Origin of the sequence: Bradyrhizobium sp. LCT2, from assembly GCF_009931255.1 — a bacterium.
In the GTDB taxonomy this organism is placed as follows: Bacteria; Pseudomonadota; Alphaproteobacteria; order Rhizobiales; family Xanthobacteraceae; genus Bradyrhizobium; species Bradyrhizobium diazoefficiens.
Map to the genome: position 1 here is coordinate 4,537,160 of NZ_CP034432.1, position 23,971 is coordinate 4,561,130.

At 65.5% G+C, this 23,971-nt stretch carries 21 protein-coding genes; 7 read left to right on the forward strand and 14 right to left on the reverse strand.

The genetic code is table 11. The features are described 5' to 3' along the window. The first annotated feature begins 38 nt into the window (after nucleotides 1-38). Nucleotides 39-2,891 carry a winged helix-turn-helix domain-containing protein gene (locus EI171_RS21955; protein WP_161534661.1) on the forward strand — a complete coding sequence of 951 codons (2,853 nt, stop codon included), beginning with the start codon at nucleotides 39-41 and terminating at the stop codon, nucleotides 2,889-2,891. 1,119 nt (nucleotides 2,892-4,010) lie between these two features. On the opposite strand, the gene rpmG is transcribed toward EI171_RS21955, so the two are convergent. Both rpmG and EI171_RS21965 read right to left on the reverse strand, forming a co-directional pair. Next, nucleotides 4,011-4,178, reverse strand: a complete 168-nt coding sequence (gene rpmG, locus EI171_RS21960) for a 50S ribosomal protein L33 (RefSeq protein WP_007603295.1) — start codon at nucleotides 4,176-4,178, stop codon at nucleotides 4,011-4,013. A gap of 124 nt (nucleotides 4,179-4,302) precedes the next feature. Beyond that, the gene (locus EI171_RS21965; RefSeq protein ID WP_161534662.1) at nucleotides 4,303-5,628 is read right to left on the reverse strand and encodes an LLM class flavin-dependent oxidoreductase; all 1,326 of its coding nucleotides are present in this window, start codon (nucleotides 5,626-5,628) and stop codon (nucleotides 4,303-4,305) included. Between the two features lie 235 nt (nucleotides 5,629-5,863). On the opposite strand from EI171_RS21965, the gene EI171_RS21970 reads away from it, so the two are divergent. Then, complete coding sequence (locus EI171_RS21970; RefSeq protein ID WP_161534663.1) at nucleotides 5,864-6,412, forward strand: hypothetical protein; 549 nt, start codon at nucleotides 5,864-5,866, stop codon at nucleotides 6,410-6,412. A gap of 57 nt (nucleotides 6,413-6,469) precedes the next feature. On the opposite strand, the gene EI171_RS21975 is transcribed toward EI171_RS21970, so the two are convergent. From EI171_RS21975 to topA, 4 genes are read right to left on the reverse strand one after another with little or no spacing between them, the layout of a single operon-like run. Next, the gene (locus tag EI171_RS21975) at nucleotides 6,470-7,222 is read right to left on the reverse strand and encodes an NUDIX domain-containing protein (RefSeq protein WP_161534664.1); all 753 of its coding nucleotides are present in this window, start codon (nucleotides 7,220-7,222) and stop codon (nucleotides 6,470-6,472) included. 31 nt (nucleotides 7,223-7,253) lie between these two features. Beyond that, the gene (locus tag EI171_RS21980; RefSeq protein WP_011087873.1) at nucleotides 7,254-7,694 is read right to left on the reverse strand and encodes a DUF983 domain-containing protein; all 441 of its coding nucleotides are present in this window, start codon (nucleotides 7,692-7,694) and stop codon (nucleotides 7,254-7,256) included. Further along, complete coding sequence (gene rnr / locus EI171_RS21985) at nucleotides 7,688-10,030, reverse strand: ribonuclease R (RefSeq protein ID WP_161534665.1); 2,343 nt, start codon at nucleotides 10,028-10,030, stop codon at nucleotides 7,688-7,690. Before rnr ends, EI171_RS21980 begins: the two co-directional genes overlap by 7 nt. Before the next feature lie 7 nt (nucleotides 10,031-10,037). Continuing rightward, entirely contained in the window at nucleotides 10,038-12,794 is a 2,757-nt protein-coding gene (gene topA / locus EI171_RS21990; RefSeq protein ID WP_161534666.1) for a type I DNA topoisomerase, read from the reverse strand. Between the two features lie 227 nt (nucleotides 12,795-13,021). On the opposite strand from topA, the gene EI171_RS21995 reads away from it, so the two are divergent. Beyond that, nucleotides 13,022-13,261 (forward strand): hypothetical protein, encoded by a 240-nt coding sequence (locus EI171_RS21995; RefSeq protein ID WP_028171576.1) that lies wholly within the window; start codon nucleotides 13,022-13,024, stop codon nucleotides 13,259-13,261. A gap of 173 nt (nucleotides 13,262-13,434) precedes the next feature. Here the strand turns inward: EI171_RS21995 and EI171_RS22000 are convergent, their stop codons facing one another. Together EI171_RS22000 and EI171_RS22005 are read right to left on the reverse strand one after the other, a co-directional pair. Then, nucleotides 13,435-13,989 (reverse strand): flavodoxin family protein, encoded by a 555-nt coding sequence (locus tag EI171_RS22000; protein ID WP_028171577.1) that lies wholly within the window; start codon nucleotides 13,987-13,989, stop codon nucleotides 13,435-13,437. Between the two features lie 89 nt (nucleotides 13,990-14,078). Next, nucleotides 14,079-14,546 carry a helix-turn-helix domain-containing protein gene (locus tag EI171_RS22005; protein WP_161534667.1) on the reverse strand — a complete coding sequence of 156 codons (468 nt, stop codon included), beginning with the start codon at nucleotides 14,544-14,546 and terminating at the stop codon, nucleotides 14,079-14,081. A gap of 121 nt (nucleotides 14,547-14,667) precedes the next feature. Between EI171_RS22005 and EI171_RS22010 the strand changes: the two genes are divergently transcribed. Then, complete coding sequence (locus EI171_RS22010; protein WP_161534668.1) at nucleotides 14,668-15,441, forward strand: SDR family oxidoreductase; 774 nt, start codon at nucleotides 14,668-14,670, stop codon at nucleotides 15,439-15,441. Nucleotides 15,442-15,617: 176 nt separating this feature from the next. Then, nucleotides 15,618-15,800 (forward strand): hypothetical protein, encoded by a 183-nt coding sequence (locus tag EI171_RS22015; RefSeq protein WP_011087867.1) that lies wholly within the window; start codon nucleotides 15,618-15,620, stop codon nucleotides 15,798-15,800. Between the two features lie 61 nt (nucleotides 15,801-15,861). Here the strand turns inward: EI171_RS22015 and EI171_RS22020 are convergent, their stop codons facing one another. Continuing rightward, nucleotides 15,862-16,470 carry an FMN-dependent NADH-azoreductase gene (locus tag EI171_RS22020; RefSeq protein ID WP_011087866.1) on the reverse strand — a complete coding sequence of 203 codons (609 nt, stop codon included), beginning with the start codon at nucleotides 16,468-16,470 and terminating at the stop codon, nucleotides 15,862-15,864. Between the two features lie 83 nt (nucleotides 16,471-16,553). On the opposite strand from EI171_RS22020, the gene EI171_RS22025 reads away from it, so the two are divergent. Continuing rightward, on the forward strand, nucleotides 16,554-16,976 hold the full coding sequence (locus tag EI171_RS22025) for a helix-turn-helix domain-containing protein (RefSeq protein WP_161534669.1): 423 nt from the start codon (nucleotides 16,554-16,556) through the stop codon (nucleotides 16,974-16,976). On the opposite strand, the gene dprA is transcribed toward EI171_RS22025, so the two are convergent. Beyond that, a complete protein-coding gene (gene dprA / locus EI171_RS22030) occupies nucleotides 16,973-18,091 on the reverse strand; it encodes a DNA-processing protein DprA (RefSeq protein ID WP_161534670.1) in 1,119 nt (372 codons plus the stop codon). The two genes, EI171_RS22025 and dprA, sit on opposite strands and share 4 nt — an antisense overlap. A gap of 115 nt (nucleotides 18,092-18,206) precedes the next feature. Between dprA and EI171_RS22035 the strand changes: the two genes are divergently transcribed. Then, on the forward strand, nucleotides 18,207-19,451 hold the full coding sequence (locus EI171_RS22035) for an amidase (RefSeq protein ID WP_161534671.1): 1,245 nt from the start codon (nucleotides 18,207-18,209) through the stop codon (nucleotides 19,449-19,451). Here EI171_RS22035 and EI171_RS22040 read toward each other — a convergent pair. The 4 genes from EI171_RS22040 to EI171_RS22055 form a co-directional block, all read right to left on the reverse strand. Next, nucleotides 19,443-20,654, reverse strand: coding sequence for a patatin-like phospholipase family protein (locus EI171_RS22040; RefSeq protein WP_161534672.1), 1,212 nt, complete (start codon nucleotides 20,652-20,654; stop codon nucleotides 19,443-19,445). The genes EI171_RS22035 and EI171_RS22040 overlap by 9 nt on opposite strands. 212 nt (nucleotides 20,655-20,866) lie before the next feature. Next, nucleotides 20,867-21,463 carry a glycerol-3-phosphate 1-O-acyltransferase PlsY gene (gene plsY / locus EI171_RS22045; protein ID WP_028171585.1) on the reverse strand — a complete coding sequence of 199 codons (597 nt, stop codon included), beginning with the start codon at nucleotides 21,461-21,463 and terminating at the stop codon, nucleotides 20,867-20,869. A gap of 104 nt (nucleotides 21,464-21,567) precedes the next feature. Continuing rightward, nucleotides 21,568-22,869 carry a dihydroorotase gene (locus tag EI171_RS22050; RefSeq protein ID WP_028171586.1) on the reverse strand — a complete coding sequence of 434 codons (1,302 nt, stop codon included), beginning with the start codon at nucleotides 22,867-22,869 and terminating at the stop codon, nucleotides 21,568-21,570. Nucleotides 22,870-22,874: 5 nt separating this feature from the next. Next, nucleotides 22,875-23,822, reverse strand: a complete 948-nt coding sequence (locus tag EI171_RS22055) for an aspartate carbamoyltransferase catalytic subunit (protein WP_011087859.1) — start codon at nucleotides 23,820-23,822, stop codon at nucleotides 22,875-22,877. Nucleotides 23,823-23,971 lie beyond the last annotated feature (149 nt).

Below are 23,971 nucleotides of genomic sequence, written 5' to 3' on the forward strand. Positions count from 1 at the left end.
AATGTGGTCCGGAGCATGGGCACAATGCGACGGTTCCAATGACGACGCACGGCAAGGAAGTCCTGTCGTTCGGGCCGTTTCGCCTGACTGCAAGCGAACGGTTGCTCACCAAAGACGGAGTTCCCGTCGACTTGGGCGCACGCGCCTACGAAATTTTGACCGCTCTTGTCTCCACGCCGAATGAAGTCATCAGCAAGAAAGACCTTCTGTCGCTGGTCTGGCCCAACGTCACGGTCGAAGAGGGCAGCCTGCGCGGTCAAATGGCCAGCCTGCGCAAGATGCTCGGCGACGGAAAAGACGGCGCGCGATACATAACGACCGTGGCCGGTCGAGGCTACTGCTTCGTAGCGCCAGTCTCACGGTCGCTCGGGGAGCCCGAGGCGGCATCAGCTGCCGCTGAGAGCTTTCGAAACGCCAACCTGCCTGTCCGTCCCGCAGGATTGATCGACCGGGAAGATGATCTGCAAAGGGTCGCCGCCCAACTGGAAGTGGCGCGCTTCGTCACGGTGGTCGGCCTCGGAGGCGTCGGCAAGACCACGCTCGCGACCGCGCTCGGGCACCACCTGATTGAGGCATTCGGGGGCGCGGTGCTGTTTGTCGATCTGAGCATGTTGAGCGATTCACGGCTGGTGACGAGTACCGTCGCATCCATGCTGGGACTATCGGTGCGATCGGACGACGCTACGCCGAACCTGATCGCCTATCTTCGGGACAAGCGGGTCCTGTTGATCCTCGACACCTGCGAACATCTGATCGAGTCGGTAGCGACCTTCGCGTCGTGCGTCTTCAGAGAGACCCCGCAAGTCCACATACTCGCGACCAGCAGAGAAGCGCTACAGGTTGATGGGGAGCAGATCTATCGACTGGAGCCGTTGGCATGCCCGCCAGACGACGCGATGCCAACGGCGGCAATTGCGCGATCGTTCCCAGCCACGCAGCTGTTCGTCGAACGCGCAGCGGCGAGCGGCGCCCGGTTGGATCTCGACGATGCAGACGCGCCAATCGTGGTCGGTATCTGCCGGAAGCTGGACGGCGTGGCATTGGCCATAGAGCTGGCAGCAAGGCGCGTCGAGGCCTATGGATTGCGCGATACGGCGGCTCTGCTCGACCAGCGCTTGACCTTGTTGTGGCTGGGTTCGCGCACCGCGCCGCCGCGTCATAAGACTTTGCAGGCAACGTTGGACTGGAGCTACCGGTTGCTTTCCAGCGTCGAGCGGCTGGTACTTCGCCGGCTGGCCGTGTTCGTCGGACATTTCACGCTGGACGCAATGCTCGCGGTGGTCACAAGCGTCAACCTCGACCAGACCGCCGTCCTTGGCGCGATCGACAGCCTCATTGCCAAGTCGATGGTTACGACCCGCCCGATCGGAGCCATGATGCGCTATCGGCTGCTTGACACGACGCGCACTTACATTCTCGGGACGGAAATCACCGATCCGGAGGCTGCCGATTTGGCCGTGCGCCACGCAAACTACTTTCGGCGCTGGTCGGAGCAGGCGGGAAGGGAATGGGCAGCGTTGTCGAGCGGCGCTGAAAGGGAGGCGCACCTTGCCGACCTCAACAATGTCCGGGCGGCGTTGGAATGGTGTTTTGGCGAGGGCGGCGATCCCGAAATCGGGATCAAGCTGGCGGCAGCCGCAGCGCCTGTCCTTTTGGCGATGTCGCTGTTGTCCGAATGCTATCGCTGGTCGCAGCACGCAATCGTCGCGCTGGAAGGCAGGACCCGCGGCGAACCGGAGGAGATGCAGCTCCAGGCAAACCTCGGGGTTGCGTCAATGCACATGAACGGGCCGAGCGACGCAGCGCGTGCGGCGTTGGACCGAAGCCTCGCGATTGCGGAGGCAGGCGGCAACGTGCTCAGCCAAGTTGGAATTCTCGGCACGCTGTCGATGTTCTGCACGCGCGACGGCGAATTCAAGACTGCGCTGGATCATGCAAGGCGCGCGCGGACGGTTGCCGGGGCCGCCGAGGACCCTCACGCGATGGCCCTGGCCCAATCGGCCGTGGGCAGGGCGCTCCACTTCATCGGTGAGCACTGCAGCGCCCGGTCGGAGCTCGAGGCTGCGCTCCAGCATTGGTCGCACGCCCAGCGGGCCTATCTTGGGTTCGATGACCGCATCCTGGTTGGCCTCGGCCTTGCGCGGGGCCTATGGGTGCAGGGGCATCCCACCAAGGCCGCGGTCCGCGCGCGCGAGACAATCAAAGACGCGGAATCCAGCACCAATCCCGCATCGCTTGCTGTCGCTCTTGCCTGGGCTCCGGACGTATTCGTCTGGAACGGCGATCTCGCAAGCGCCGAAGCACATGCTGACCGCCTGGTGGCGCATGCCCGGTCCCATTCCCTGGGCCCCTATCTTCATGTTGGCTACGGGTACAAAGGCATCCTCGCGATCCGTCGTGGCGATGCAAGGGGCGGCGTCGACACACTTCGCGGTTGCCTGAAGCACTGCCACGCGATGCACTACGAGGTGCGCAACACGGAGTTCAACATTCTCCTGGCGCAAGGGCTCCTCGCAATCGAACAGGTCGGCGAAGCCATAAGATTGGTCGATGACACGATCAGCCGGGCCGAGGAGAATGGAGATCTCTTCTTCATGCCAGAAGCGTTGCGTGTCAGGGGACGCGCCGTCCTGGCTATGCCGACCCGGGTTGACGATGCGGAACGCTGGTTCAAGCAGTCGCTCGAATTGAGCCGTCGCCAAGGCGCGCACGCCTGGGAGTTACGCACCGCAATCGATCTGGCTGCGCTGTTGGCGGGTCGAGGGCAACCTGACGATGCCTGCGGGCTGTTAAGGCCCGTGTTCGAGCAATTCACGGAAGGCCTGGAGACGGCAGATCTGGCAGCTGCCGGCCGCCTGTTGGCGTCCCTGGCCGGCAGGACGAACTCGTGATGGAGATGGCCGTTGGCGCCGACTGCTGGCGCCAACGTTGGAATCGGACGGCTTCAACGTGGCGACCCGCGGCAAGCGCGGGCCGACATCCGGGGCTGAGTTCAAGCGGACGGGACTAGCGCGGACGCCCCGACCGCTTGAGTTCTGCGACCTTAAACCTGTTGCCGGCGGCCAGGCTGCTGCAGAACCAGTGGGCTCTGTTTCGATTCTCGCCCAGGAACACCTTCGTCTCGACGCAATTCTCGTAGGACGTATGGGTGATGGTGTCTCGGCACGTTGGCGAGAAAGGTCCATAATCTATGTTGCCGCCCGACTCGCTACAGCCAATCCAGGGCTCCTTGCCGTGTGGGAAACTTGATGCACAGCCACCGTTGCAGCTGCTGGCGACTTTCTCCAGGCTGGCAATCCTCCCCATCACTGAACCCGGTGCATACGAAGGCGTCCGTGCGGTTGACGATGACGTTTGAACGGTTGACGCAGTCCGGCGCGATGATGCCCCGGTGTTTGCCGCCCGCTGCGGCGCCGGTGGCTTCGTCAATTGCTTCGGTGCATCGACCGTGACGGGGGGAAGTGTGGCGGCGGAGCCGGTCGGGATCTGCGACGCGGCGGGACCGCACACCAGGACGGTTGACAAGACAGCGACAGTTGAAGGCACGACAAGGCTTGATGACAATCTCATGACCATGTCCTTCCCAAATCCGGGACGGAAATGCCGTTCCGGTAAGTGCACGGTAACATACATTCCGGATCGGGCAACCGAGGGTTGAGCGGATGTCTGCCGGTGGCCCGCGGCCGAGATGGCAGCCATGCAGAACGCGGAATGCTCGCGCCGTCATTGCGAGCCACCGGCCGCGCAAAGCGCGGCGCGATGACAGGCTCCGCGAGGCAATCCAGGGTGCCTCTGCAGAACGACTGGATTGCTCCGCAATTTTGTCGCGAGCTCCTCGCAATGACGGCGTGGAGAAGGAGTAGCGCGTCAGCTTCAGTCTCGCGCTCCGGACCCAGCGCCACAGCGCCCGCGCGTTGCCGCGCGCCCGGGACACGACAGACAAAATAAAAACGGGGCCGTGAGGCCCCGTCAAAAGTCCGTAACGTATCCCGCGATCTTACTTGATCTTCTTACTTGATCTTGGCTTCGCGGAATTCGACGTGCTTGCGCGCGACCGGGTCGTACTTCTTCTTGACCAGCTTGTCGGTCATGGTGCGCGAATTCTTCTTGGCGACGTAGTAGAAGCCGGTGTCGGCCGAGGACACGAGCTTGACCTTGATGGTGACCGCTTTGGCCATGTTCAGAACCTCAGAAATGAAGGGAATCTGGAGCCGGCCAAACGGCCCGCGTTGGCCGGCAACCTAGCCAGAAACCGCCTGATGTCAAGGTTTTACACCCCGAAAACCACCCAAATCGGGCCCATTACGCCTCGAAGAACCGGTTTTTCGGCCGCGGCAGGCCCAGATTCTCCCTCAAAGTGGCCCCTTCATACTCTTTGCGGAAAATCCCGCGCCGCTGGAGCTCCGGGACCACCTTGTCGACGAAATCGTCGAGGCCGGCGGGCAGGAACGGGAACATGATGTTGAAGCCGTCGGAGCCGCGCCCGACCAGCCATTCCTCCATCTGGTCGGCGATGGTCTTGGCGGTGCCGACAAAGGCCAGCCCGCCATAGCCGCCGACGCGCTGGGCGAGCTGGCGGACGGTGAGCTTTTCGCGGGCAGCGAGGTCCACCATGCGCTGCCTGCCGCTCTTGCTGGCGTTGGTCTCGGGGATCTCCGGCAGAGGCCCGTCCGGGTCGAAGCCCGACGCATCGGTGCCGAGGATGACAGAGAGCGAGGCGATGGCGCTGTCGTAATGCACGCGGCTGTCGAGCAGCGCGCGCTTCTCCTTGGCTTCATCGACGCTGTCGCCGACCACGACGAAGGCGCCGGGGAGGATCTTGAGATGTCCAGGGTCGCGGCCGACTTTCGCCATGCGGCCCTTGATGTCGGCGTAGAGTTTTTGCCCGTCGGCGAGGCTGCCGCCGCCGGTGAACACGGCCTCCGCCGTCTCGGCCGCAAGCTGCCTGCCGTCCTCGGAGGCGCCGGCCTGCACGATCACCGGCCAGCCCTGCACCGGGCGGGCGATGTTGAGGGGGCCGCGCACTTTCAGGTATTTGCCGTTGTGGTCGAGCGTGTGCATCTTCGAGGGCTCGAAGAACAGCCCGCTCTCGACATCGCGCACGAAGGCGTCGTCGGCGAAGGAATCCCACAGGCCGGTGACGACGTCGTAGAACTCGCGGGCGCGCTTGTAGCGCTCGGCGTGCTCCATGTGATCTTCGAGCCCGAAATTCAGCGCGGCGTCCGGGTTCGAGGTGGTGACGATGTTCCAGCCCGCGCGGCCGCCGCTGAGATGGTCCAGCGAGGCGAAGCGGCGCGCGACGTGATAGGGCTCGTCGAAGGTGGTCGAGCCGGTCGCGATCAGGCCGATCCGCTCGGTGACCGCCGAGAGCGCCGACAGCAGCGTGAACGGCTCGAACGACGTCACGGTGTGGCTGCGCTTGAGCGCGTTGATCGGCATGTTCAGCACGGCGAGGTGATCGGCCATGAAGAAGGCGTCGAACTTGCCGGCCTCGAGCTTCCTGATCAGCGTCTTGATGTGGCCGAAATTGAAATTGGCGTCCGGCCAGGCCCCCGGATAGCGCCAGGCGCCGGTGTGGATGCTGATCGGGCGCATGAACGCGCCAAGCTTGAGTTGTCGTTGTGCCATCGCCCCGTATCCGTTCTGGGTGTCGTTGGGGAAAGACATAGGCATGAGTGGGAACTCCGCCATTGGGGGAGGCGGGAAGAATTTTTCGTATTTCGCGATCCACTCAGCACAATCCCGTCATTCCGGGGCGCCGCGTTAGCGGCGAGCCCGGAATGACGGTGAGGGAGTGGGCCGCCCATCGAACCAATCCGCCGCTCGCTCCGACCAAAGCCATGACCTCGTGAGGAGACCATCAATGGCAGGCGCGATGACAGTGGATGGCGGCATGGTCCGTATCGACCGGCCGATGCCCTGGGTTGGCCGGCTGCTGTCGTTGCCGCTGCTGGCGGCCAGCGGTTATCTGCTGTGGAATGTCGCGCTCGGCCTGCGCCAGGATTTCTCCGGCTTCGGCCGGCTCGCCGATGATCTCGTGCCGGTGCTGGTGTTCACCGGCCTCGGGCTGCTCGTCGGCATCCCCGGCCTGATCCTGCTCACCTTCCGCTATTTCGTCGTGCTCAACGAGACGCTGCGCCAGATCGTCATCACCAGCCAGTTCGGCCCGCTGAACATTCGCAGGCATCGCAATCTCGCCGACTATCATTTCATCAGCATCACCGACGACTACGATGCGGATCTGACGACCTATGACGTCAATCTCTGCGGCAACAAGGGCACCGAGCCGATCAACCTGATGAGCTTCACCAGGCGCGAGGAGGCGGACAAGCTCGCGGGCGAGATCGGCCGCGTCCTCAAGCTGCCGGCGCGCGACTATGTCGGCACCGAGCCGGATAGCGACGACGCATGATAAGAATACTCGATCGGCTTAGCCCGGTTCACCTCTCCCTACGGGAGAGGTGAGCAGTCAGCTCAAAATATCCTTCTGCATCTTGCCGCCGTAGAAATGGAAGAACGGCACCGGCGCGTCGTGGCGGAGCGGGCCGGTGGCAAGGCGCGTGTCGAGCTCGTTGAGCACGTTGCGCGTCATCGGATGCAGATCGGCGAGCGGCTTCGATCCGAGCTCGACCCAGACCAGCTCGACCAGCTCCGCATCCGCATGGATCACGCCCTCGACGCGATGGGTGATCGCGGAGGCATCCGCGGTGAAGAAGCGCGTGTCGAACCGCTTGACGCGACCCGGCGGGGTGATCGCGCGCGCGATCAGGAACAGGCCTGAGGGATCGGGCAGCAGGCTCGCATCAGCAAACGGCTTCCAGGCGCCGTCGAGCTTCGGCGCTTTCCCCTCGGCCTTGCGGCCGAGGCAGAGGCCGGTCTCCTCGCAGGCCTCGCGGATCGCGGCGACCGCCAGCGATTTTGCGCGTGAGGCCGGCGTCTTCGGGCTGCCCTTGGCGAGGTTGGCTTCCAGCTCGGAGGTGATGGGGGCCGCACACGGCACACGGTAGTCGGCCTTGTCGACGCGGCCGCCGGGGAAGACGAACTTGCCGGGCATGAACACCACCTTGTCGTGGCGCTTGCCGACCAGGACTTTCGGAACGGCGCCGCTGCGATCGACCAGGATCAGTGTCGCCGCATCCTTCGGGCGGAAATAGGGATGATGGTCGGCTTCCTTGCCCTCGTGGATCTTTGCCTTCTCGGCTGCCTGCAACGTGTCCGTCATGTCCTCACCCAAACCGCTTCTTGCTTATTGCTTACACCGGCGGAATACCATCCGGAGGGTTGTCGTCAAAGCCGTGCATGCGCAGAGCCCATTGCAATCCGACCACGGCGCCCTTGACCGGCTGGAGCAGCGCGAGCGAGGCGAAGAACGTGAAGGGCAGGTAGGCCGCGAAGCTGAGCCAGACCGGCGTCGTGTAGTTGGTCTCGATCCAGAGGATGCCGGGCACCACGATGTGGCCGACGATGACGATGACGAGATAGGCGGGCAAATCGTCGGCGCGATGCGGCGTGAAGTCGAGGCCGCACGCCGAGCAATGATCAGCGGTCTTCAGGAAGGCGCGGAACAGTTTTCCTTCGCCGCAACGCGGGCAGCGGCCGCGAAAGCCGCGCTTCATTGCCGTCCAGACATCGCGCTTCTCGACGAGGCCGGTCTCGCGCGTCCAGATTTTCGGGGCCGTGCTCATCGTCACCATGCCTTGCCCTTCTGGCCTTTGCCCTTGTTCTTCTTGCCCTTGCCGGGCTTCTTCGGCTTCGCCGGCTTGTGCTTCTTCGCCGGACTGCGTCCGGGATGCGCCTTGAACGAGGGGCGGCGTTGCGGACCGGATGCCCTGCGGCCCCGCGGCGCGGTCTCGCCGCTTGACGACAGCAGCTCGAAGCGCAGCGCGCCTGCGATCGGAGCTGCTTCTATCAGACGGACGTCGACCACGTCACCCAGCTGATGCATGGCGCCGCTGCGCGTGCCGACGAGGGCATGGCGGCTCTCGTCATAGTTGAAATATTCCGTGCCAAGGGATCGGATCGGGATCAGGCCGTCGGCGCCGGTCTCGCTCAGCTTGACGAACAGGCCGGCGCGCGTGACGCCGGAAACGCGGCCCTGGAAGCTGGAGCCGATGCGGTCGGCGAGATGGTGCGCGATCAGCCGGTCCACGGTCTCGCGCTCCGCCTTCATCGCGCGCCGCTCGGTCACCGAGATGTGGGCGGCGACCTCGCCGAGCGTTTCCGGTGTCTCGGTGTCGGGCAGCACACCTTCGCCAAGGCCGAGCGCGCGGACCAGCGCGCGGTGCACGACGAGGTCGGCGTAGCGGCGGATCGGCGAGGTGAAATGCGCGTACCGGCGCAGGTTCAGGCCGAAATGACCGTAGTTCTCGGCGGAATATTCGGCCTGCGCCTGAGCGCGGAGCACGACCTCGCTTACCAGCGGGAAGTGGTCGTGGCCCTCGAGCTGGGCCAGCACGCGGTTGAACAGGGCCGGGCGCAGCGCGCCTGATTTGGCGAAGGGAACGTCGAGCGTCTCCAGAAACTCCGCGAGCGCGTGGACCTTCTCCAGCGTCGGCTCGTCATGCACGCGGTAGATCAGCGGCAGCGACTTCTTCTCCAGCATCTCGGCCGCCGCGACGTTGGCGAGGATCATGAACTCCTCGATCAGCTTGTGCGCATCGAGACGCTCCGGAACGATGACGCGATCGACCGTGCCATCGCTCTTCAAGAGGATCTTGCGCTCGGGCAGATCGAGATTGAGCGGATCGCGCTCGTCTCTTGCGCGCTTGACGCAGGCATAGGCGGTGTAGAGCGGCCTCAGGATCGGATCGAGCAGGGGGCCGGTGGTGTCGTCAGGCCGGCCGTCGATCGCGGCCTGCGCCTGTGCGTAGTTCAGCTTCGCCGCCGAGCGCATCAGGATGCGGTGGAACGTATGCGAGCGCTTGCGGCCGTCGGGGCCGATCACCATGCGCACCGCCAGCGCGCCGCGCGGCTCGCCCGGCACCAGCGAGCAGAGATTGTTGGAGATGCGCTCCGGCAGCATCGGCACGACGCGGTCGGGGAAATAGACCGAATTGCCGCGGTCGAGCGCGTCGCGGTCGAGCGCGGTGCCCGGCCGCACGTAGAAGCTCACATCCGCAATGGCGACGTTGACGATGAAGCCGCCCTTGTTGTTGGGATCGTCGTCGGCCTGCGCATGCACCGCGTCGTCATGATCTTTCGCATCGGGCGGATCGATGGTGACGAGCGGGACGTCGCGCCAGTCCTCGCGCCCCTTCAGGTTCGCCGGCTCCGCCGCTTCGGCTTCACGCTCTGCCGCGGGGCGGAATTGCAGGGGAATGTCGTGCGCGTAGATCGCGATCAGGCTGATCGCCTTCTCCGACTTGACCGAGCCGAGCTTCTCCTTCACGCGGCCTGAGGCGAGGCCAAAGGCGCGTGAGCGGACGATGTCGACGCTGACGAGGTCGCCGTCCTGGGCGCCCTGCGTGTCGGCCGCGGCAATGTTCAGCTCGCGGTCGGCAGATTTCTTGTCGACGGGGACGAGCCGTCCGCCGCCTTCGGGAAGCTCGCGGAACACGCCGAGGATGCGGCTCTTGGCCTTGTCGAAGACCTTGATGATGTGGCCGCGATAGGCCGGGCCTTCGGTCTCGTCGATGCGCTCGACGCGCAGCAGGGCGCGGTCGCCGACGCCGGCGGCGGTGCCGGGCTTCGGCCGGCGCGGCATGACGATGAGGATTTTTGGCGGTTCGCCGCTTTCGACCTCGTCCCATTCGGTGGGGGAGGCGATCAGCTCGCCATCGGAGTCGCGGCCGGTGATGTCGGCGACCAGCGTCGACGGCAGGGTGTCCGGTTCCGAGACCTTGTGGCGCTTCTTCTTGATGGTCCCGTCGTCGGCGAGCTCGCGCAGCATGCGCTTGAGCTCGACGCGATCGGCGTTCTTCAGGCCGAACTCGCGCGCAATTTCGCGGGTGCCGACGTTTCCCTGATTTGCCTTGATGAAGGCGACGATGGCTTGCCTGTCGGGAAAGCCACGGTCATTCTTGCGTTTCACTTAACCTCTAATTCTTGCCGGCACTCTTCTTGGCCGGAGTGTTTGCAGGATTCTTGGTGGCGGCGGCCTTGGTCGGCGACGTCTTTGCAGTCGACGACACGGCGGCGCGCGCCTTGCTGGTGGATTCGGATTTGGCCGCGGCTTTCTTCGCGGCCGGTTTCTTGGGTTTGGGCGCGGCGTCATCGCCGCCGGCGGCCTTCGCCGCAGCCTTCTTGGCCTTGGCCGGCTTCGCCGCCTTCTTCGCCTTGGTCTTGCCGCCACCCTTGGCCGCGCGCTCGTCAATCAGTGCGATCGCCTGCGGCAGCGTGACGGTGTCCTTCTCGAACTCGGCCGGGATCGTCGCGTTGACGCCGCCGGCGGTGACATAGGCGCCGTAACGGCCGCTCTTCACGGTGACGGTGCCGAGCGTCGGATGATCGCCGATCGGCTTGCCGGGGTCGGCGCCGAAGCGGCGGCTCGGGCCCTTGGCGACCTTTTCCGCGATCAGCGTCACGGCGCGGTTGAGGCCGATGTCGAAGACCTCATCGCCGGCCTCGAGGCTGGCATAGGTCTTCTCGTGCTTCACGAACGGCCCGAAGCGGCCGAGGCCGGCGGTGATCGGCTGACCGGTCTCCGGATGCTTGCCGATTTCGCGCGGCAGCGACAGCAGTTTCAGCGCAAGCTCGAGCTCGACGTCGCCGGGCGAGGTGCCCTTCGGGATGCCCGCGCGCTTCGGCTTCTCGCCTTCCTCATAATCCTTCTGCTCGCCGAGCTGGATGTACGGGCCGAAGCGGCCAGCCTTGACCCAGACGTCGCGACCGGTGTCGGGATCCTGGCCGAGCGAACGGTCGGCCGTCGCCTCGCTGTCGGCGGCGAGCTGGCGGGTGTAGCGGCACTCCGGATAGTTCGAGCAACCAACGAAGGCGCCGAACTTGCCGGCCTTGAGATTGAGCCGGCCGTTGCCGCAGCTCGGGCACTGCCTGATGTCGCCGCCGTCGGCGCGGGGCGGATAGATGTGCTGTCCGAGCATGTCGTCGAGCACGTCCAGCACCTGCGCCACGCGCAAATCCTTGATCTCGTCGACGGCGCCGATGAAGCCGCTCCAGAAATCCTTCAGCACCTGCTGCCAGGAGATCTCGTTGTTGGAGATGCGATCGAGCTGCTCTTCCAGGTTGGCGGTGAAGTCGTATTCGACGTAGCGGCTGAAGAAGCTTTCGAGGAACGCGACCACGACGCGGCCCTTGTCCTCGCCGTGCAGGCGCTTCTTCTCCAGCTTGACGTAGCCGCGGTCCTTCAGGACCTGGAGGATCGAGGCATAGGTCGAGGGCCGGCCGATGCCGAGCTCCTCCATGCGCTTGACCAGCGAGGCCTCGGAGAAGCGCGGCGGCGGCTCGGTGAAATGCTGGGTGACGGCGAGCGACTGCCGCTTCAGGCCGTCGCCGGCGCTCATCGCGGGCAGGCGGCGGGAATCCTCGTCTTCCTCGTCGTCGCGGCCTTCCTGGTAGAGCGCGAGGAAGCCGTCGAACTTGACGACCTGGCCGGTGGCGCGCAGCTCCAGCGTACGGCCGCCGGCCTTCGCCGTGATGTCGACGGTGGTGCGCTCGAGCTCGGCGGCTTCCATCTGGCTCGCAATGGTGCGCTTCCAGATCAGCTCGTAGAGCCGCGCCTGATCGGAATCGAGCTTGCGGCTCATGCTGTCCGGGCGGCGGGACATGTCGGTCGGGCGGATCGCTTCGTGCGCTTCCTGGGCGTTCTTGGCCTTGGCCTGGTACTGGCGCGGGGCCTCCGGCACGTAGGCGTTGCCGTAATCCTCGCCGATCACCTTGCGCGCCTGGGTGATCGCGGACGGATCGATCTGCACGCCGTCGGTACGCATATAAGTAATGAGTCCGGTGGTCTCGCCGCCGATGTCGATGCCTTCATAGAGGCGCTGGGCGATGCGCATCGTGTGCGCGGGCGCAAAGCCGTATTTGCGGCTGGCTTCCTGCTGCAGCGTGGAGGTGGTGAAGGGCGCCTGCGGATTGCGCCGGGCGGGTTTTGCATCGACCGCGGTGACCGCGTAGGCGGCGGCTTCCAGCGCCTTCTTGAAGTCTTCGGCTTCCGCGCCGGTGCCGATGTCGAGGCGCTGGATCTTCTTGCCGTCGGCGCCGACGAGACGCGCCTCGAACGCATCGCCGCGCGGGGTGAGCAGGGTCGCGACCAGCGACCAGTATTCGCGGGCGACGAACTTCTCGATCTCGAGCTCGCGGTCGCAGACGAGGCGCAGCGCCACCGACTGCACGCGGCCGGCCGAGCGGGCGCCCGGCAGCTTGCGCCACAGCACGGGGGAGAGGGTGAAGCCGACCAGATAGTCCAGCGCGCGGCGCGCCATATAGGCGTCGACCAGCGCGCCGTCGATCTGGCGCGGATGCTTCATCGCGTCCGTGACGGCCTGCTTGGTGATGGCGTTGAACACCACGCGCTCGATCTTCTGATCCTTGAGCGCGCGCTTCTCCTTCAACACCTCCAGCACGTGCCAGGAGATGGCCTCGCCCTCGCGATCAGGGTCGGTGGCGAGAATCAGGCGGTCGGCGTTCTTCAGAGACTTGGCGATATCGTTGAGCCGGCCGGCCGCCTTGGGATCGACCTCCCAGATCATCTTGAAATTGGCGTCCGGATCGACGGAACCGTTCTTCGCCGGGAGGTCGCGGACATGGCCGAACGAGGCCAGAACCTCATAGGACGAGCCCAAATACTTGTTGATCGTCTTGGCTTTCGCCGGCGACTCCACAATGACGATATTCATGTAGTTCCAGTAACTTACGGGGAAATTCTAGGCCGAATTCGACGAGATTCGGGTCGGCCGTTTCGAACCGAACATGGGTGGTGAGGCCGTCGCTGTCAAATCGAGGGGTGTAGAAAGCCGCCGCGATGGGAAAAGTTTCATATCGAGAAAGTTGCAAAATACCACCTTGGAGTTGCGGTCGATGTGGGCGTAATGTTCCCGTGGGCATGGATTCGGGGTGGGGTCTGGTGACTAGGCCAGGAAAGAAACGGGCGCGCGCCGCATCAGGCGCGCGGGAAGGCTCGCGCCACGAGGAACCCGGGGAAGGCGGGGCCGATGAGGCGGTTGCCTTCATCGCCGAGCAGGTGGCGGTGTTGCGCAAGCTCGCCGAGCGCCACAGGCTCGACGTGCTGCATTATCTCTTAGGCATGACGCAGCTGGAGGCCGACGAGCATCTGCGGCTGCGCACCAAGCGCAAGCTGTCGTGAGGCTGGCGTTTCCATCGGTCCCGTCATCCTGAGGTGCGAGCGATGGGGTGCGAAGCGCCCCATCGGGAGCCTCGAAGGATGAACGGCCGGGATGCAAGCCGGGCCGTCGCCCTTCGAGGCTCGCAGGGTGACGGGGAAAGACTTGAGCACGCAACATCGCGATGACGACGTGATTAGCCGTTGCGGCTTGCCATTCTGGCCAATCGCTGGCCGAGATATTCGGCCGTGTTGAGATCGCTCCAAGGCAAGGCGCCGTCGACCAGGTGTGTCGCCAAGCCAAGCTGGCTGCCCAAACGATTGCGGCCGTCCCGATCCTCTCCGCCAGGGATATCGAGCCCGCACCAGAGCATGCCGTGCTGAGCACCCAGGATCGTAAAGTAGGTCAGCGTGTGGAGTTGATCCCCGCTTGCGCAGGCGCCGGTGGTGAACCCGGCTGCGATCTTGTTGGCCCAGGCTTGCTTGCTCCATCTGTCGCTCGAAGCGTCGGCAAAAGCTTTGAATTGGGCCGCGGGTCCGCCCATGTAGGTGGGACTGCCAAATGCGACCGCGTCGACGCGGTCGATCGTTTCCAATAACCTCTCATTCTGAAACCGGCCTGACACGATGTCGTCGCCTGTGATGCGACAAAGTGCGACGTCCGCCGTGCCAGCCGCTCCGCGCGCCACCGCATGCGCCAGCTTCTCGGTGGTGCCGGAGATGGAAAAATAGACGATGGCGAGCAGGGGCATAGCGGTGCCACTTTGGGATGTTCAGCCATCTTTGACGCCGTCGATATTTTGTACAAGTCCCCCTGCGCGGTAGTGGCAGCCGTGCGTCGTCACGCCGATCGCCGCCGCGGCGCCGGTCGCGGTTTCACTGTCGTGTCCGCGGGGCTGAGCAGCCGGCCGTCCTCCGCGCGCATTTCGAGCTTCTTCACCGGGCGGCCTTTCTCGCGATCGACCAGGATGGTCGCGATCTGCTCGGGGTGGTCGTCGAATTCCTCGCTCCATTGCCGGAGCGCGACCAGGATCGGGAAGGTGCCGCGGCCCTTCGGCGTCAGCACGTATTCAGAATAGGCGCTGCCGTCGGAGGCGGGGGCGGTCTCCAGAATGCCGTGATCGACCAGCGCGCGCAGCCGCGCGGCCAGAATGTTCTTGGCCATGCCGAGCTTGCTCTGAAACTCGCCGAAGCGGCGCAGGCCGAACAGCGCCTCGCGGATAATCAAGAGCGACCACCAGTCGCCGATCGCCTCCAGCGAGCGTGCGATCGGGCAGGCATCACCCTCGAAGCTGGTTCGTTTCACCATCGTCCTGGTCCTTTCGCGTTCGCCCGATTCCGGTGGCGATCACGCGCTTGTGTGGTTGCATCATAAAACCAAGTACCCTAGATGGCAATGTAGTTTCATTATGAAACCACTGGAGGCGAACGTGAGACTGAAGAACAAGACGGCATTGATTACGGGCGGCAACGGCGGCATCGGGCTTGCGACGGCAAAGCTGTTCGTGGCCGAGGGCGCCAAGGTGGTGATCACCGGGCGCAACAAGGAAACGCTGGCGGCTGCCGCGAAAGAGCTCGGCCCGAACGCGCTTGCGGTCGTCGCTGATGCCACCGACATCGCCGCCACCGAAGCCGCGACCAGGCAGGGCGCCGAGAAGTTCGGCAAGTTCGACATCGTGTTCGCAAATGCCGGTATTCCCGGCAGCACGCCGCTCGGTGCGGCGACGCTGGAGGTCTTTGAGAAGGTGATCAGCACGAACCTCACCGGCGTGTTCTTCACGGTCCAGTCGGCGCTGCCTCATCTCAACGACAATGCCTCGATCATCCTCAACGGCTCGGTGATCTCTGTGCTCGGCATTCCCGGCTATTCGGCTTACGGCGCGGCGAAGGCCGGCGTGCGGGCGATGGCGCGGATCATGGCCTCGGAGCTGTCGCCGCGCGGCATCCGCGTCAACGTCGTCGCGCCGGGCGCGATCCGCACGCCGATCTGGGGCGCTGCGATCGCAACGCCTGAAGCCGAGAAGGCGTTCGAGAAGCGCATCGCGCTGTCGACGCCGCTCGGCCGCATTGGTGAACCCGATCACATCTCGAAGACGGTGCTGTTCCTCGCCTCCGATGATTCCGCGCATATTCAAGGCCAGGAGATCTTCGTCGATGGCGGCGCAGTCGCCGCTCCGAGCGGTGCGCCGATCTATCGCGGCTGATCAAATCAAGTGCAAATTGAATCGGTCGGCGCGGCCACATCGGTTGCGCCGGCCGGTTCCCTCGTCCCGCGGGATGTATTTTCTGAACCTTGCGTGATCAGGTTGAACCTTGCCGCAAGCTGCCAAGACCCTTTTACGGGCAGGGGGTCATAAGACTCATTTTCAGGGAGCCCGTCATGCCAAAGGCAGCTCGTATTTTTTCGTCGATTTCAACACCGCGCATTTTCACCGAACGCTCCGCCATTCCCGCCAGGCGCTCCGACAAATCGGAGCTCATCGGGGTGGCTGTTTTCTCCGGCATCGGCCTGTTCGTTTCGCTCGTGGCCGTCATCCTGGGCATGCAGGGCGCCTGGTTTTAGCCCGTGCGATCTGTCAGCCGCCGCCGGAATCCGGCAGCGGCTGCTGCGGTCGGCGGGAGCCTCACGCCGCCTGAAGGCTGGTGGCCGCCTGAAGTGCGCCGGCCAGCGCTTTCTCACGATGGTCCGGCCCGACCTGGATGCCATCGGCGGAGATGAACTCGGGATCGGTGATGCCGATGAAGCCGAACACCCAGCGCAGATAGGTTTCGAGATGCTCGCCAGCGGCAGTCGGCATGTCCGCGCCGTAATAGCCGCCGCGCGAGATCGCCACGATCACGCGCTTTGCGCCGGCAAGGCCCTGAGGTCCATTGGCGCCGTATTGGAATGTCTTCCCCGCCACCAGGATGCGGTCGATCCAGGCCTTGAGCTGGCTCGGGATGGTGAAATTGTACATGGGCGCGCCGATCACGACCACGTCGGCAGCGAGGAACTCGTTCAGCACGGCCGCGCTCGCGGCAAGGTCGGGTCCGAGTTCCGCCGGCGCAGGCGCGCCTTGCGCGGCCGCCAGATGCGAGCCGGAGAGGTGGGCGAGCGGGGTCTGGGTCAGGTCGCGATAGACGACCTCGAGCGAGGGCGTCGCCTGGCGGAGACGGTCGACGATGGCGGCGGAAACCTGCCGGCTGACGGAGTGGGGGCCGAGCACGCTGGAGTCGATATGGAGGAGTTTCATTGAGGTCACCCATGGTATAGATTTGTAACCCGCACTACATGAGTGACCATCGAAATCCCCGCAAGAACGCACTTTTTTGAGCCATGGACACATCTTTGAAACCTGCGCACATCGATCTGCCTGCTTCGCCAAGGTCGGTTCCAAGGCCCGATCCCAACCATGCGGACTGCCGCGGGGTCGCCTCCGTGCTGTCCCGCGTCGGCGACAAATGGAGCGTGTTCGTCATCATGATGCTCGGCGACGGACCGAAGCGCTTCAACGAGCTCAAGCGCATGATCAACGGCATCTCGCAGCGGATGCTGACCTTGACGCTGCGTGGCCTCGAGCGCGACGGCCTCGTCACGCGCACGATCTTCCCGACCATTCCGCCGCGCGTGGACTATGAGCTGACCGATCTCGGCCGCGGCCTGTCGCGGCCCGTGGAGGCGCTCGGCAAGTGGGCGATGGAGCATCTGGCGCAGATCGAGGCCGCACGTACGCGGTTCGACAAGCGCGGCGAGAACTAAAGCAGCGACACCAATCCGCCGCCGTGGCGTTCGAGCCGGCCGGCGAGCTCGAGCTCCAGCAGCACGGTGCGCACGATCGCCGGCGAGGCACCGGACATCCGCACGAGGTCGTCGAGGCCGATCGGCACGGGGCCGAGCAGGCCGGTGATCTGGTCGCGGTCGTGCGTCTGCGGATCGCTCTCGAACGGCCCGCTGTCGGGCTCGCGCGCAGGAATCACCAGCGGCCGCTCCATGATCGGTGCGACAGCGTTGATGACGTCGGCAGCTTCGGTGACGAGCGTTGCGCCCTGCTTGATCAGATCATTGGTGCCGGCGGCGCGCGGATCGAGCGGCGAGCCCGGCACCGCGAACACCTCGCGGCCCTGTTCGGCCGCCATGCGCGCGGTGATCAGCGAGCCCGAGCGGTGGGCGGCCTCCACCACGACCACGCCGAGCGAGGCGCCCGAGATCAGCCGGTTGCGGCGGGGGAAGTCGCGGGCGCGCGGCTCGTGGCCGAGCGGCATCTCGGAGATCGCCGCGCCCGCGTGATCGAGGATCGATCCGAGCAAATCGCCGTGCTCCGGCGGATAGATGCAGTCATGGCCACCGGCGAGCACGGCGATCGTGCCGCTTTCGACACTGGCGCGATGCGCGGCCTGGTCGACGCCGCGGGCCAGCCCCGAGATGATGATGAAGCGGGCTTCGCCAAGCTCACGCGCGAGCTGACCAGCAAATTTCAGCCCAGCGCCGGAGGCATTGCGCGAGCCGACGATCGCGATCATCGGCCGCATCAAGGTTGTCGTGTCGCCGCGTACGGCGAGCAGCGGCGGGGCGTCGTCGAGCGTCGAAAGCCGCGCCGGATAGCCGTCCTCGCCGGGCGCGAGCCAGGCGATGCCGAATTTGCGGCTGGCGGCGAGCTCGGCCTTGGCCTCGTCCGCGCTACAGATGCGCCCCGACCGCGCCGCGCCGCCGCGGCGTGCCAGATCCGGCAGCCGCTCCAGGGCCGCACGCGCGCTGCCGAAATGATCGACCAGCGAACGGAAGGTGCGTGGCCCGACATTGTCGGAGCGGATCAGCCGCAGGCGGTCGACCCGTTCGGCTTCGGTCAGCTCCACGCTGGGGTTGATGGCGTCCACGGCGTCTCCCTTGCAGGGGCAGCATGGAACAACCTGAGGGCGTGGGCAACAGGGGCATGCGCTTGCGCGACCTCGCCCCGATGCTAAAAGCGATGGCAATAAGAAGGGTATTGCCATGATCTCACTCGCCGACCTCCAGCGCCGCATCGAAACGGGCGAGCTGTCGCCTGACGCAGCCATCGCCCAGTCGCACGCGGCGATCGAGGCGCGGGAGAAGGAGGTCCATGCCTTCGTCCGCCACGACAAGTCGGCAAGAGCGCAAGCCTCCGGCCCGCTGCGCGGCATCGCCGTCGGGATCAAGGACATCATCGACACGGCCAACATGCCGACCGAGATGGGCTCGCAGATCTATCGCGGCTGGCAGCCGCGCTCGGACGCGCCTGTTGTGATGATGCTGAAACGGGCGGGGGCCACCATCATCGGCAAGACCACGACCACGGCGTTTGCCTCGCGCGATCCGACGCCGACGCTCAATCCACACAATCTTGGCCATTCGCCGGGCGGCTCGTCCTCGGGCTCGGCGGCGGCGGTCGGTGCCGGCATGATCCCGCTGGCGCTTGGCACCCAGACCGGCGGCTCGGTGATCCGGCCCGCCGCCTATTGCGGGACGGCTGCGATCAAGCCGTCGTTCCGCATGCTGCCGACGGTCGGCGTGAAGTGCTATTCGTGGGCGCTCGACACGGTCGGCCTGTTCGGCGCGCGCGCGGAGGATCTCGCGCGCGGACTGCTCGCGATGACCGGCCGCAGCGAATTCTCCGGCATCGTCCCGGCCAGGGCGCCGCGCATCGGCGTGGTCAGGCAGGAGTTCGCCGGCGCTGTCGAGCCGGCGGCCGAGCAGGGCCTGCAAGCGGCGATCAAGGCGGCCGAGCGGGCCGGGGCCAGTGTTCAGGCCATCGATCTGCCCGAGGCGGTGCATGAGGCCTGGCGCATCCATCCCATCATCCAGGATTTCGAGGCGCACCGCGCGCTCGCCTGGGAGTTTTCCGAGCATCACGACGAAATCGCGCCGATGCTGCGCGCCAGTCTCGATGCGACGGTCGGGCTCACGCCGAAGGAATATGACGAGGCGCGCCGGATCGGCCGCCGTGGCCGCCGCGAGCTTGGCGAATTGTTCGAGGGCGTCGACGTGCTCCTGACCTATTCGGCGCCGGGCACCGCGCCGGCCAAGGCGCTCGCGAGCACCGGCGACCCTCGCTACAACCGGCTCTGGACGCTGATGGGCAATCCTTGCGTCAACGTGCCGGTGCTGAAGGTCGGTGGCCTGCCGATCGGCGTGCAGGTGATCGCGCGCTTCGGCAACGACGCACATGCGCTCGCGACGGCGTGGTTCCTGGAGGATGCGCTGGTGAAATCAGGCTAGCGCGGGTTCTGCGGAAGCGGTGCGCTGGTCGGATGCAGGCGGAGCTGCACTGATCGTAGCTCCTTGCCCGAGCCAGCGCTCGGCCGCCTCGCGGCCGCTCCGGTGCAACAGGCGGATGAAGCCGCGGCCGAGATCGGCCGAGCTACGCTGCGCCAGGCCTTCAACGGAGTCTTCCGCCGCGATCCTGGACAGCCGCAGCGAGGATGCAGCGTGCGATTGCGCCCATGCGATCGCCGCAACCTCGGCATTGAGCGCGGCGTTTGCGGTGATCTGGTCGAGCCGGCGGTCGATGGCGGCGAGCGTGATCGGCACGTAGCTGTCGCGGGACGGGGTGAGCTGGACCAGCAGCACGTCGGTCGCCGCCGTCTCCTGCGCCAGCTTCAGCAATGGCGGATTGCCGCCGAAGCCGCCGTCCCAATAGGCTTCGCCCTCGATCTCGACGGCGCAGTGGACCAAAGGCGGGCAGGTCGAGGCCAGCGCGACGTCGGTCGTGATGGCGTCATTGCGAAAGATCTGCTGCTGCCCGTCGCGGATCCGCGTCGCCGCGATCAGGAGCCTTGGCGACTTCGCCGCGCGCAGGGCCGCGAAATTGATGTCGCGCGACAGCGCCTGCCGCAGCGGATCGAGATCGAACGGATCGAACTGGCCGGAGCGCAGCGTCGGCCCGAACGCGACCGAGCTTCCCACGGGCGAAAAGCCGCCGACCAGCATCAGCGAGCGGAACGAGGCCTCGTGCATCAGGCGGACCCAGAACCGGTTCAGCCGCGCGCGCGCAGCCTCACGGCCGCCCTCGGCGAGGCCGCAAGCGAGCAGCAGCGCATTGACGGCGCCGGCGCTGGCGCCGCTGATGGTGTCGATCTCGATATCGGGCTCTTCCAGGAGCCGCTCCAGCACGCCCCAGGTGAAGGCGGCGAAGGTGCCGCCGCCCTGAAGCGCCAGCGAGAGTTTTCGCGGTGGCCATTGATCGGGGCGGACCTGATCGCGCACGACAGGTGCAGCCGTGGTCACGGCCTCGATGGGACCGGCAATTTGTGCCACGGGGGCGGGCGCAGGTGGCGGTGCAACGGGAGCCGGCTCGGGGACGCGAGGCGGCGAGGGCGCATCGGACCAGATGTCCGTCATGGACAGCAGTCGGCTCGCCGCAGTGCGTGCCGCACCTTGCGAACCACCGTCGATATGCGCGCCGACAATCTTCTCGCTCATTCTGAGCAACCGCGTAACGCCTTTTGCGCTGTCAGGATGACAGGCATGGAACTCGTTCGCCACTCTGGCCACGATTGGCTTTCGAGTTGCGAACAGGATTTGGCGTATAATGCGGAAGGAGCGCGGCGGTATCCGTACTTTTTCCCGGCGTTGGATTTTGTTTTGACGCGTTTTCCTGACGCGAACCGGAATCCAATTCGGTCGAAAACGCTCTAGGCCTTCTCGCCGATCCGGCTTTCCTTGCCCGATTGCAGCCGCTTGATGTTCTCGCGATGCGCGTAGAACAGCAGCAGCGTCAGCACGGCGAACAGCGCGGACAAAGCGAGGTGGCCGAACCACCACAGGAACATCGGCGTGATGAAGGAGGCCACCAGCGCCGAGAGCGAGGAATAGCGCGTGGTGAAGGCGGTCGCCAACCAGAGCAGGCAGAACACCACCGCGGCCGGCCAGAACAGGCCGAGCAGGATGCCGATATAGACCGCAACACCCTTGCCGCCCTTGAATTTGAGCCAGACCGGGAAGAGATGGCCGAGGAAGGCGCCGAGGCCTGCCACCATCGCAGCATTGGGGCCGGCGATGTAGCCGGCGATCACGACCGCCACGGTGCCCTTCAGCGCATCGAGCAAGAGGGTGCCCGCAGCAAGGCTCTTGCGTCCGGTGCGCAGCACGTTGGTGGCGCCGATGCTGCCGGAGCCGATCGAGCGGATATCTTGCGTGCCGGCGAGCCTGGTCAGGACCAGCCCGAACGGAATCGAGCCGAGGAGGTAGCCGATGACGAGCGCCACCGGCAAAAATGCTTCAAGACCCATGGCTGCAAATCCCTTGACCGCATCGCCATGCTGAACTGCGACGCCACGCATGATCCTGTCCCGATCCGCTGTCGCGGTGCAGGGCGACACCCAAAACCGTCACCCTAGACATGCTCGAAGACCGTCCGTCCGCCGACAATGGTGCGCACCACGCGGCCTGTAAAGCGGGCTTCGTCGAACGGGGTGTTCTTGCAGGGCGATTTGAGCTCGGCGGGATCGACCACCCAGGGGACGTCGGGGTCGATCACGATCACATCCGCCGGGCTGCCTGCGCGCAGGGTTCCACCGGGCAGGCCCAGAATCTCGGCCGGCCGGGTCGACATCGCCTGGATCAGCGTCTTCAGGTCCAGCTCGCCATTGTGCATCAGCCGCAGGCCGGCGGGCAGCATGGTCTCGAGCCCCACGGCGCCGGGAGCTGCTTCCGCGAACGGCAGGCGCTTGACCTCGACGTCCTGCGGATTGTGGTCGGACATGATGACGTCGATGAGGCCGGAGGCGACGGCTGCGACCAGCGCGCGGCGGTCGTCCTCGGTGCGCAGCGGCGGCGACAGCTTCAGGAACGACCGGTAGGGCCCGATATCGTTCTCGTTCAGCGCAAGATGGTTGATCGAGACCGAGGCGCTGACGGCGAGCCCGGCGTCGCGGGCGCGCTTGAGGATGTCGAGCGAGTCGATGCAGGACAGCGAGGCGGCGTGATAGCGGCCGCCGGTCAGCGCGACGAGGCGCATGTCGCGTTCCAGCATCACGGCTTCCGCTGCGTTCGGAATGCCCATCAGGCCGAGCCGCGAGGCGAACTCGCCCTCGTTCATCACGCCTTCGCCGACGAGATCGGGATCTTCGGTGTGATGCACGATCAGCGCGTCGAAATCGCGCGCGTAAGTCAGGGCCCGGCGCATCACCTGGGCGTTGGTGACGCTCCTGTCGCCGTCGCTGAAAGCGATGGCGCCGGCGGCCTTCAACAGGCCGAACTCGGTCATCTCCTCGCCGCGCATGCCCTTGGTCAGCGCCGCCATCGGCTGGATGTTGACGATCGCGGTGTCGCGGGCGCGGCGCATCACGAAGTCCACCGTCGCCGAATTGTCGATGACGGGCTCCGTATCGGGCTGGCAGATGATGGTGGTGATGCCGCCGGTCGCGGCTGCCTGGCTCGCGGACGCAAAGGTCTCGCGATGGCTGAAGCCGGGTTCGCCGACGAAAGCTTTCATGTCGATCAGGCCCGGGGCCACGATCTTGCCGGCGCAGTTGACGACGTCGGTGCCCTCGGGGACGCCGGCAGCGCCGATGCCGCGGCGGGTCTCGCGGATGATGCCGTCGGCAATCAGGACATCGCCGGGGCCGTCGAAATCCCTGGAGGGATCGACGACGCGGGCGTTGGCGAGCAGGATGGGACGGCGGTCAGTCAGCATGAGCATCACGCGTTCGGCAAGTTGCGGGCGAGCGCTTCGAGCACGGCCATGCGCACCGCCACGCCCATCTCGACCTGTTCGCGGATCAGCGATTGCGCGCCGTCGGCGACCGCGGTGTCGATCTCGACGCCGCGGTTCATCGGGCCGGGATGCATGACGAGAGCGTCTGGCTTGGCATAGCCAAGCTTTTTCTGGTCCAGCCCGAAATAGTTGAAATATTCGGAGGTCGACGGCACGAAGGAGCCGTTCATGCGCTCGCGCTGGAGCCGCAGCATCATGACGATGTCGGCGCCGTTGAGCCCCTCGCGCATGTCGCGCGCAACCTCGACGCCCATCCGCTCGATGCCGGGCGGCAGCAGCGTGGAGGGGCCGACGACCCGGACGCGGGCACCCATGGTGTTGAGCAGGATGATGTTGGAACGGGCCACACGCGAATGCAGCACGTCGCCGCAGATCGCGACGACGAGCCCCTCGATCCGGCCCTTGTTGCGGCGGATGGTCAGGGCGTCGAGCAGCGCCTGCGTCGGATGCTCGTGCGCGCCGTCGCCGGCATTGATCACGGAACCGTCAACCTTGCGGGCCAGCAGTTCCACCGCGCCTGACGCGTGGTGCCGGACCACCAGGATGTCCGGGTGCATGGCGTTGAGCGTCATCGCGGTGTCGACCAGCGTTTCGCCCTTCTTGATGGACGAGGAAGACACCGACATGTTCATGACGTCGGCGCCAAGCCGTTTGCCGGCGAGCTCGAACGAGGATTGGGTCCGGGTGGAGGCCTCGAAGAAGAGGTTCACCTGCGTCCGTCCACGCAGGACGGTGCGCTTCTTGTCAACCTGGCGGTTGAGCTCGACATATTCTTCGGACAGGTCGAGGAGGCCGGTGATGTCGGCCGCGGAAAGGCCCTCGATGCCCAGCAAATGCCGGTGGCCGAGGACGAAGGTCGATTTCGATGTCATTAAAACGAGAGCTATAGGCGGGGATGGCTGGGGGGGCAAGGGCCAATGCCGGGGCGGGGAGTTATCCCCTGAGGAGTCTGGTACACCGTCATTCCGGGATGGCGCGCAAGCGCCAGACCCGGAATCTCGAGATTCCGGGTTCGATGCTC

Coding starts and splice junctions, on each gene's coding strand:
- EI171_RS21975 (WP_161534664.1), bottom strand. CDS start 7,222: ATGACGGACACGTTGCAGGCAGCCGAGAAGGCAAAGATCCACGAGGGC.
- EI171_RS22040 (WP_161534672.1), bottom strand. CDS start 20,654: ATGAGCGAGAAGATTGTCGGCGCGCATATCGACGGTGGTTCGCAAGGT.
- EI171_RS22005 (WP_161534667.1), bottom strand. CDS start 14,546: ATGGTGAAACGAACCAGCTTCGAGGGTGATGCCTGCCCGATCGCACGC.
- topA (WP_161534666.1), bottom strand. CDS start 12,794: ATGAATATCGTCATTGTGGAGTCGCCGGCGAAAGCCAAGACGATCAAC.
- EI171_RS21980 (WP_011087873.1), bottom strand. CDS start 7,694: ATGGTGACGATGAGCACGGCCCCGAAAATCTGGACGCGCGAGACCGGC.
- plsY (WP_028171585.1), bottom strand. CDS start 21,463: ATGGGTCTTGAAGCATTTTTGCCGGTGGCGCTCGTCATCGGCTACCTC.
- EI171_RS21965 (WP_161534662.1), bottom strand. CDS start 5,628: ATGGCACAACGACAACTCAAGCTTGGCGCGTTCATGCGCCCGATCAGC.
- EI171_RS22020 (WP_011087866.1), bottom strand. CDS start 16,470: ATGAAACTCCTCCATATCGACTCCAGCGTGCTCGGCCCCCACTCCGTC.
- rpmG (WP_007603295.1), bottom strand. CDS start 4,178: ATGGCCAAAGCGGTCACCATCAAGGTCAAGCTCGTGTCCTCGGCCGAC.
- EI171_RS22025 (WP_161534669.1), top strand. CDS start 16,554: ATGGACACATCTTTGAAACCTGCGCACATCGATCTGCCTGCTTCGCCA.
- EI171_RS22015 (WP_011087867.1), top strand. CDS start 15,618: ATGCCAAAGGCAGCTCGTATTTTTTCGTCGATTTCAACACCGCGCATT.
- EI171_RS21955 (WP_161534661.1), top strand. CDS start 39: ATGACGACGCACGGCAAGGAAGTCCTGTCGTTCGGGCCGTTTCGCCTG.
- EI171_RS22035 (WP_161534671.1), top strand. CDS start 18,207: ATGATCTCACTCGCCGACCTCCAGCGCCGCATCGAAACGGGCGAGCTG.
- EI171_RS22050 (WP_028171586.1), bottom strand. CDS start 22,869: ATGCTGACTGACCGCCGTCCCATCCTGCTCGCCAACGCCCGCGTCGTC.
- EI171_RS21970 (WP_161534663.1), top strand. CDS start 5,864: ATGGCAGGCGCGATGACAGTGGATGGCGGCATGGTCCGTATCGACCGG.
- EI171_RS22055 (WP_011087859.1), bottom strand. CDS start 23,822: ATGACATCGAAATCGACCTTCGTCCTCGGCCACCGGCATTTGCTGGGC.
- EI171_RS22000 (WP_028171577.1), bottom strand. CDS start 13,989: ATGCCCCTGCTCGCCATCGTCTATTTTTCCATCTCCGGCACCACCGAG.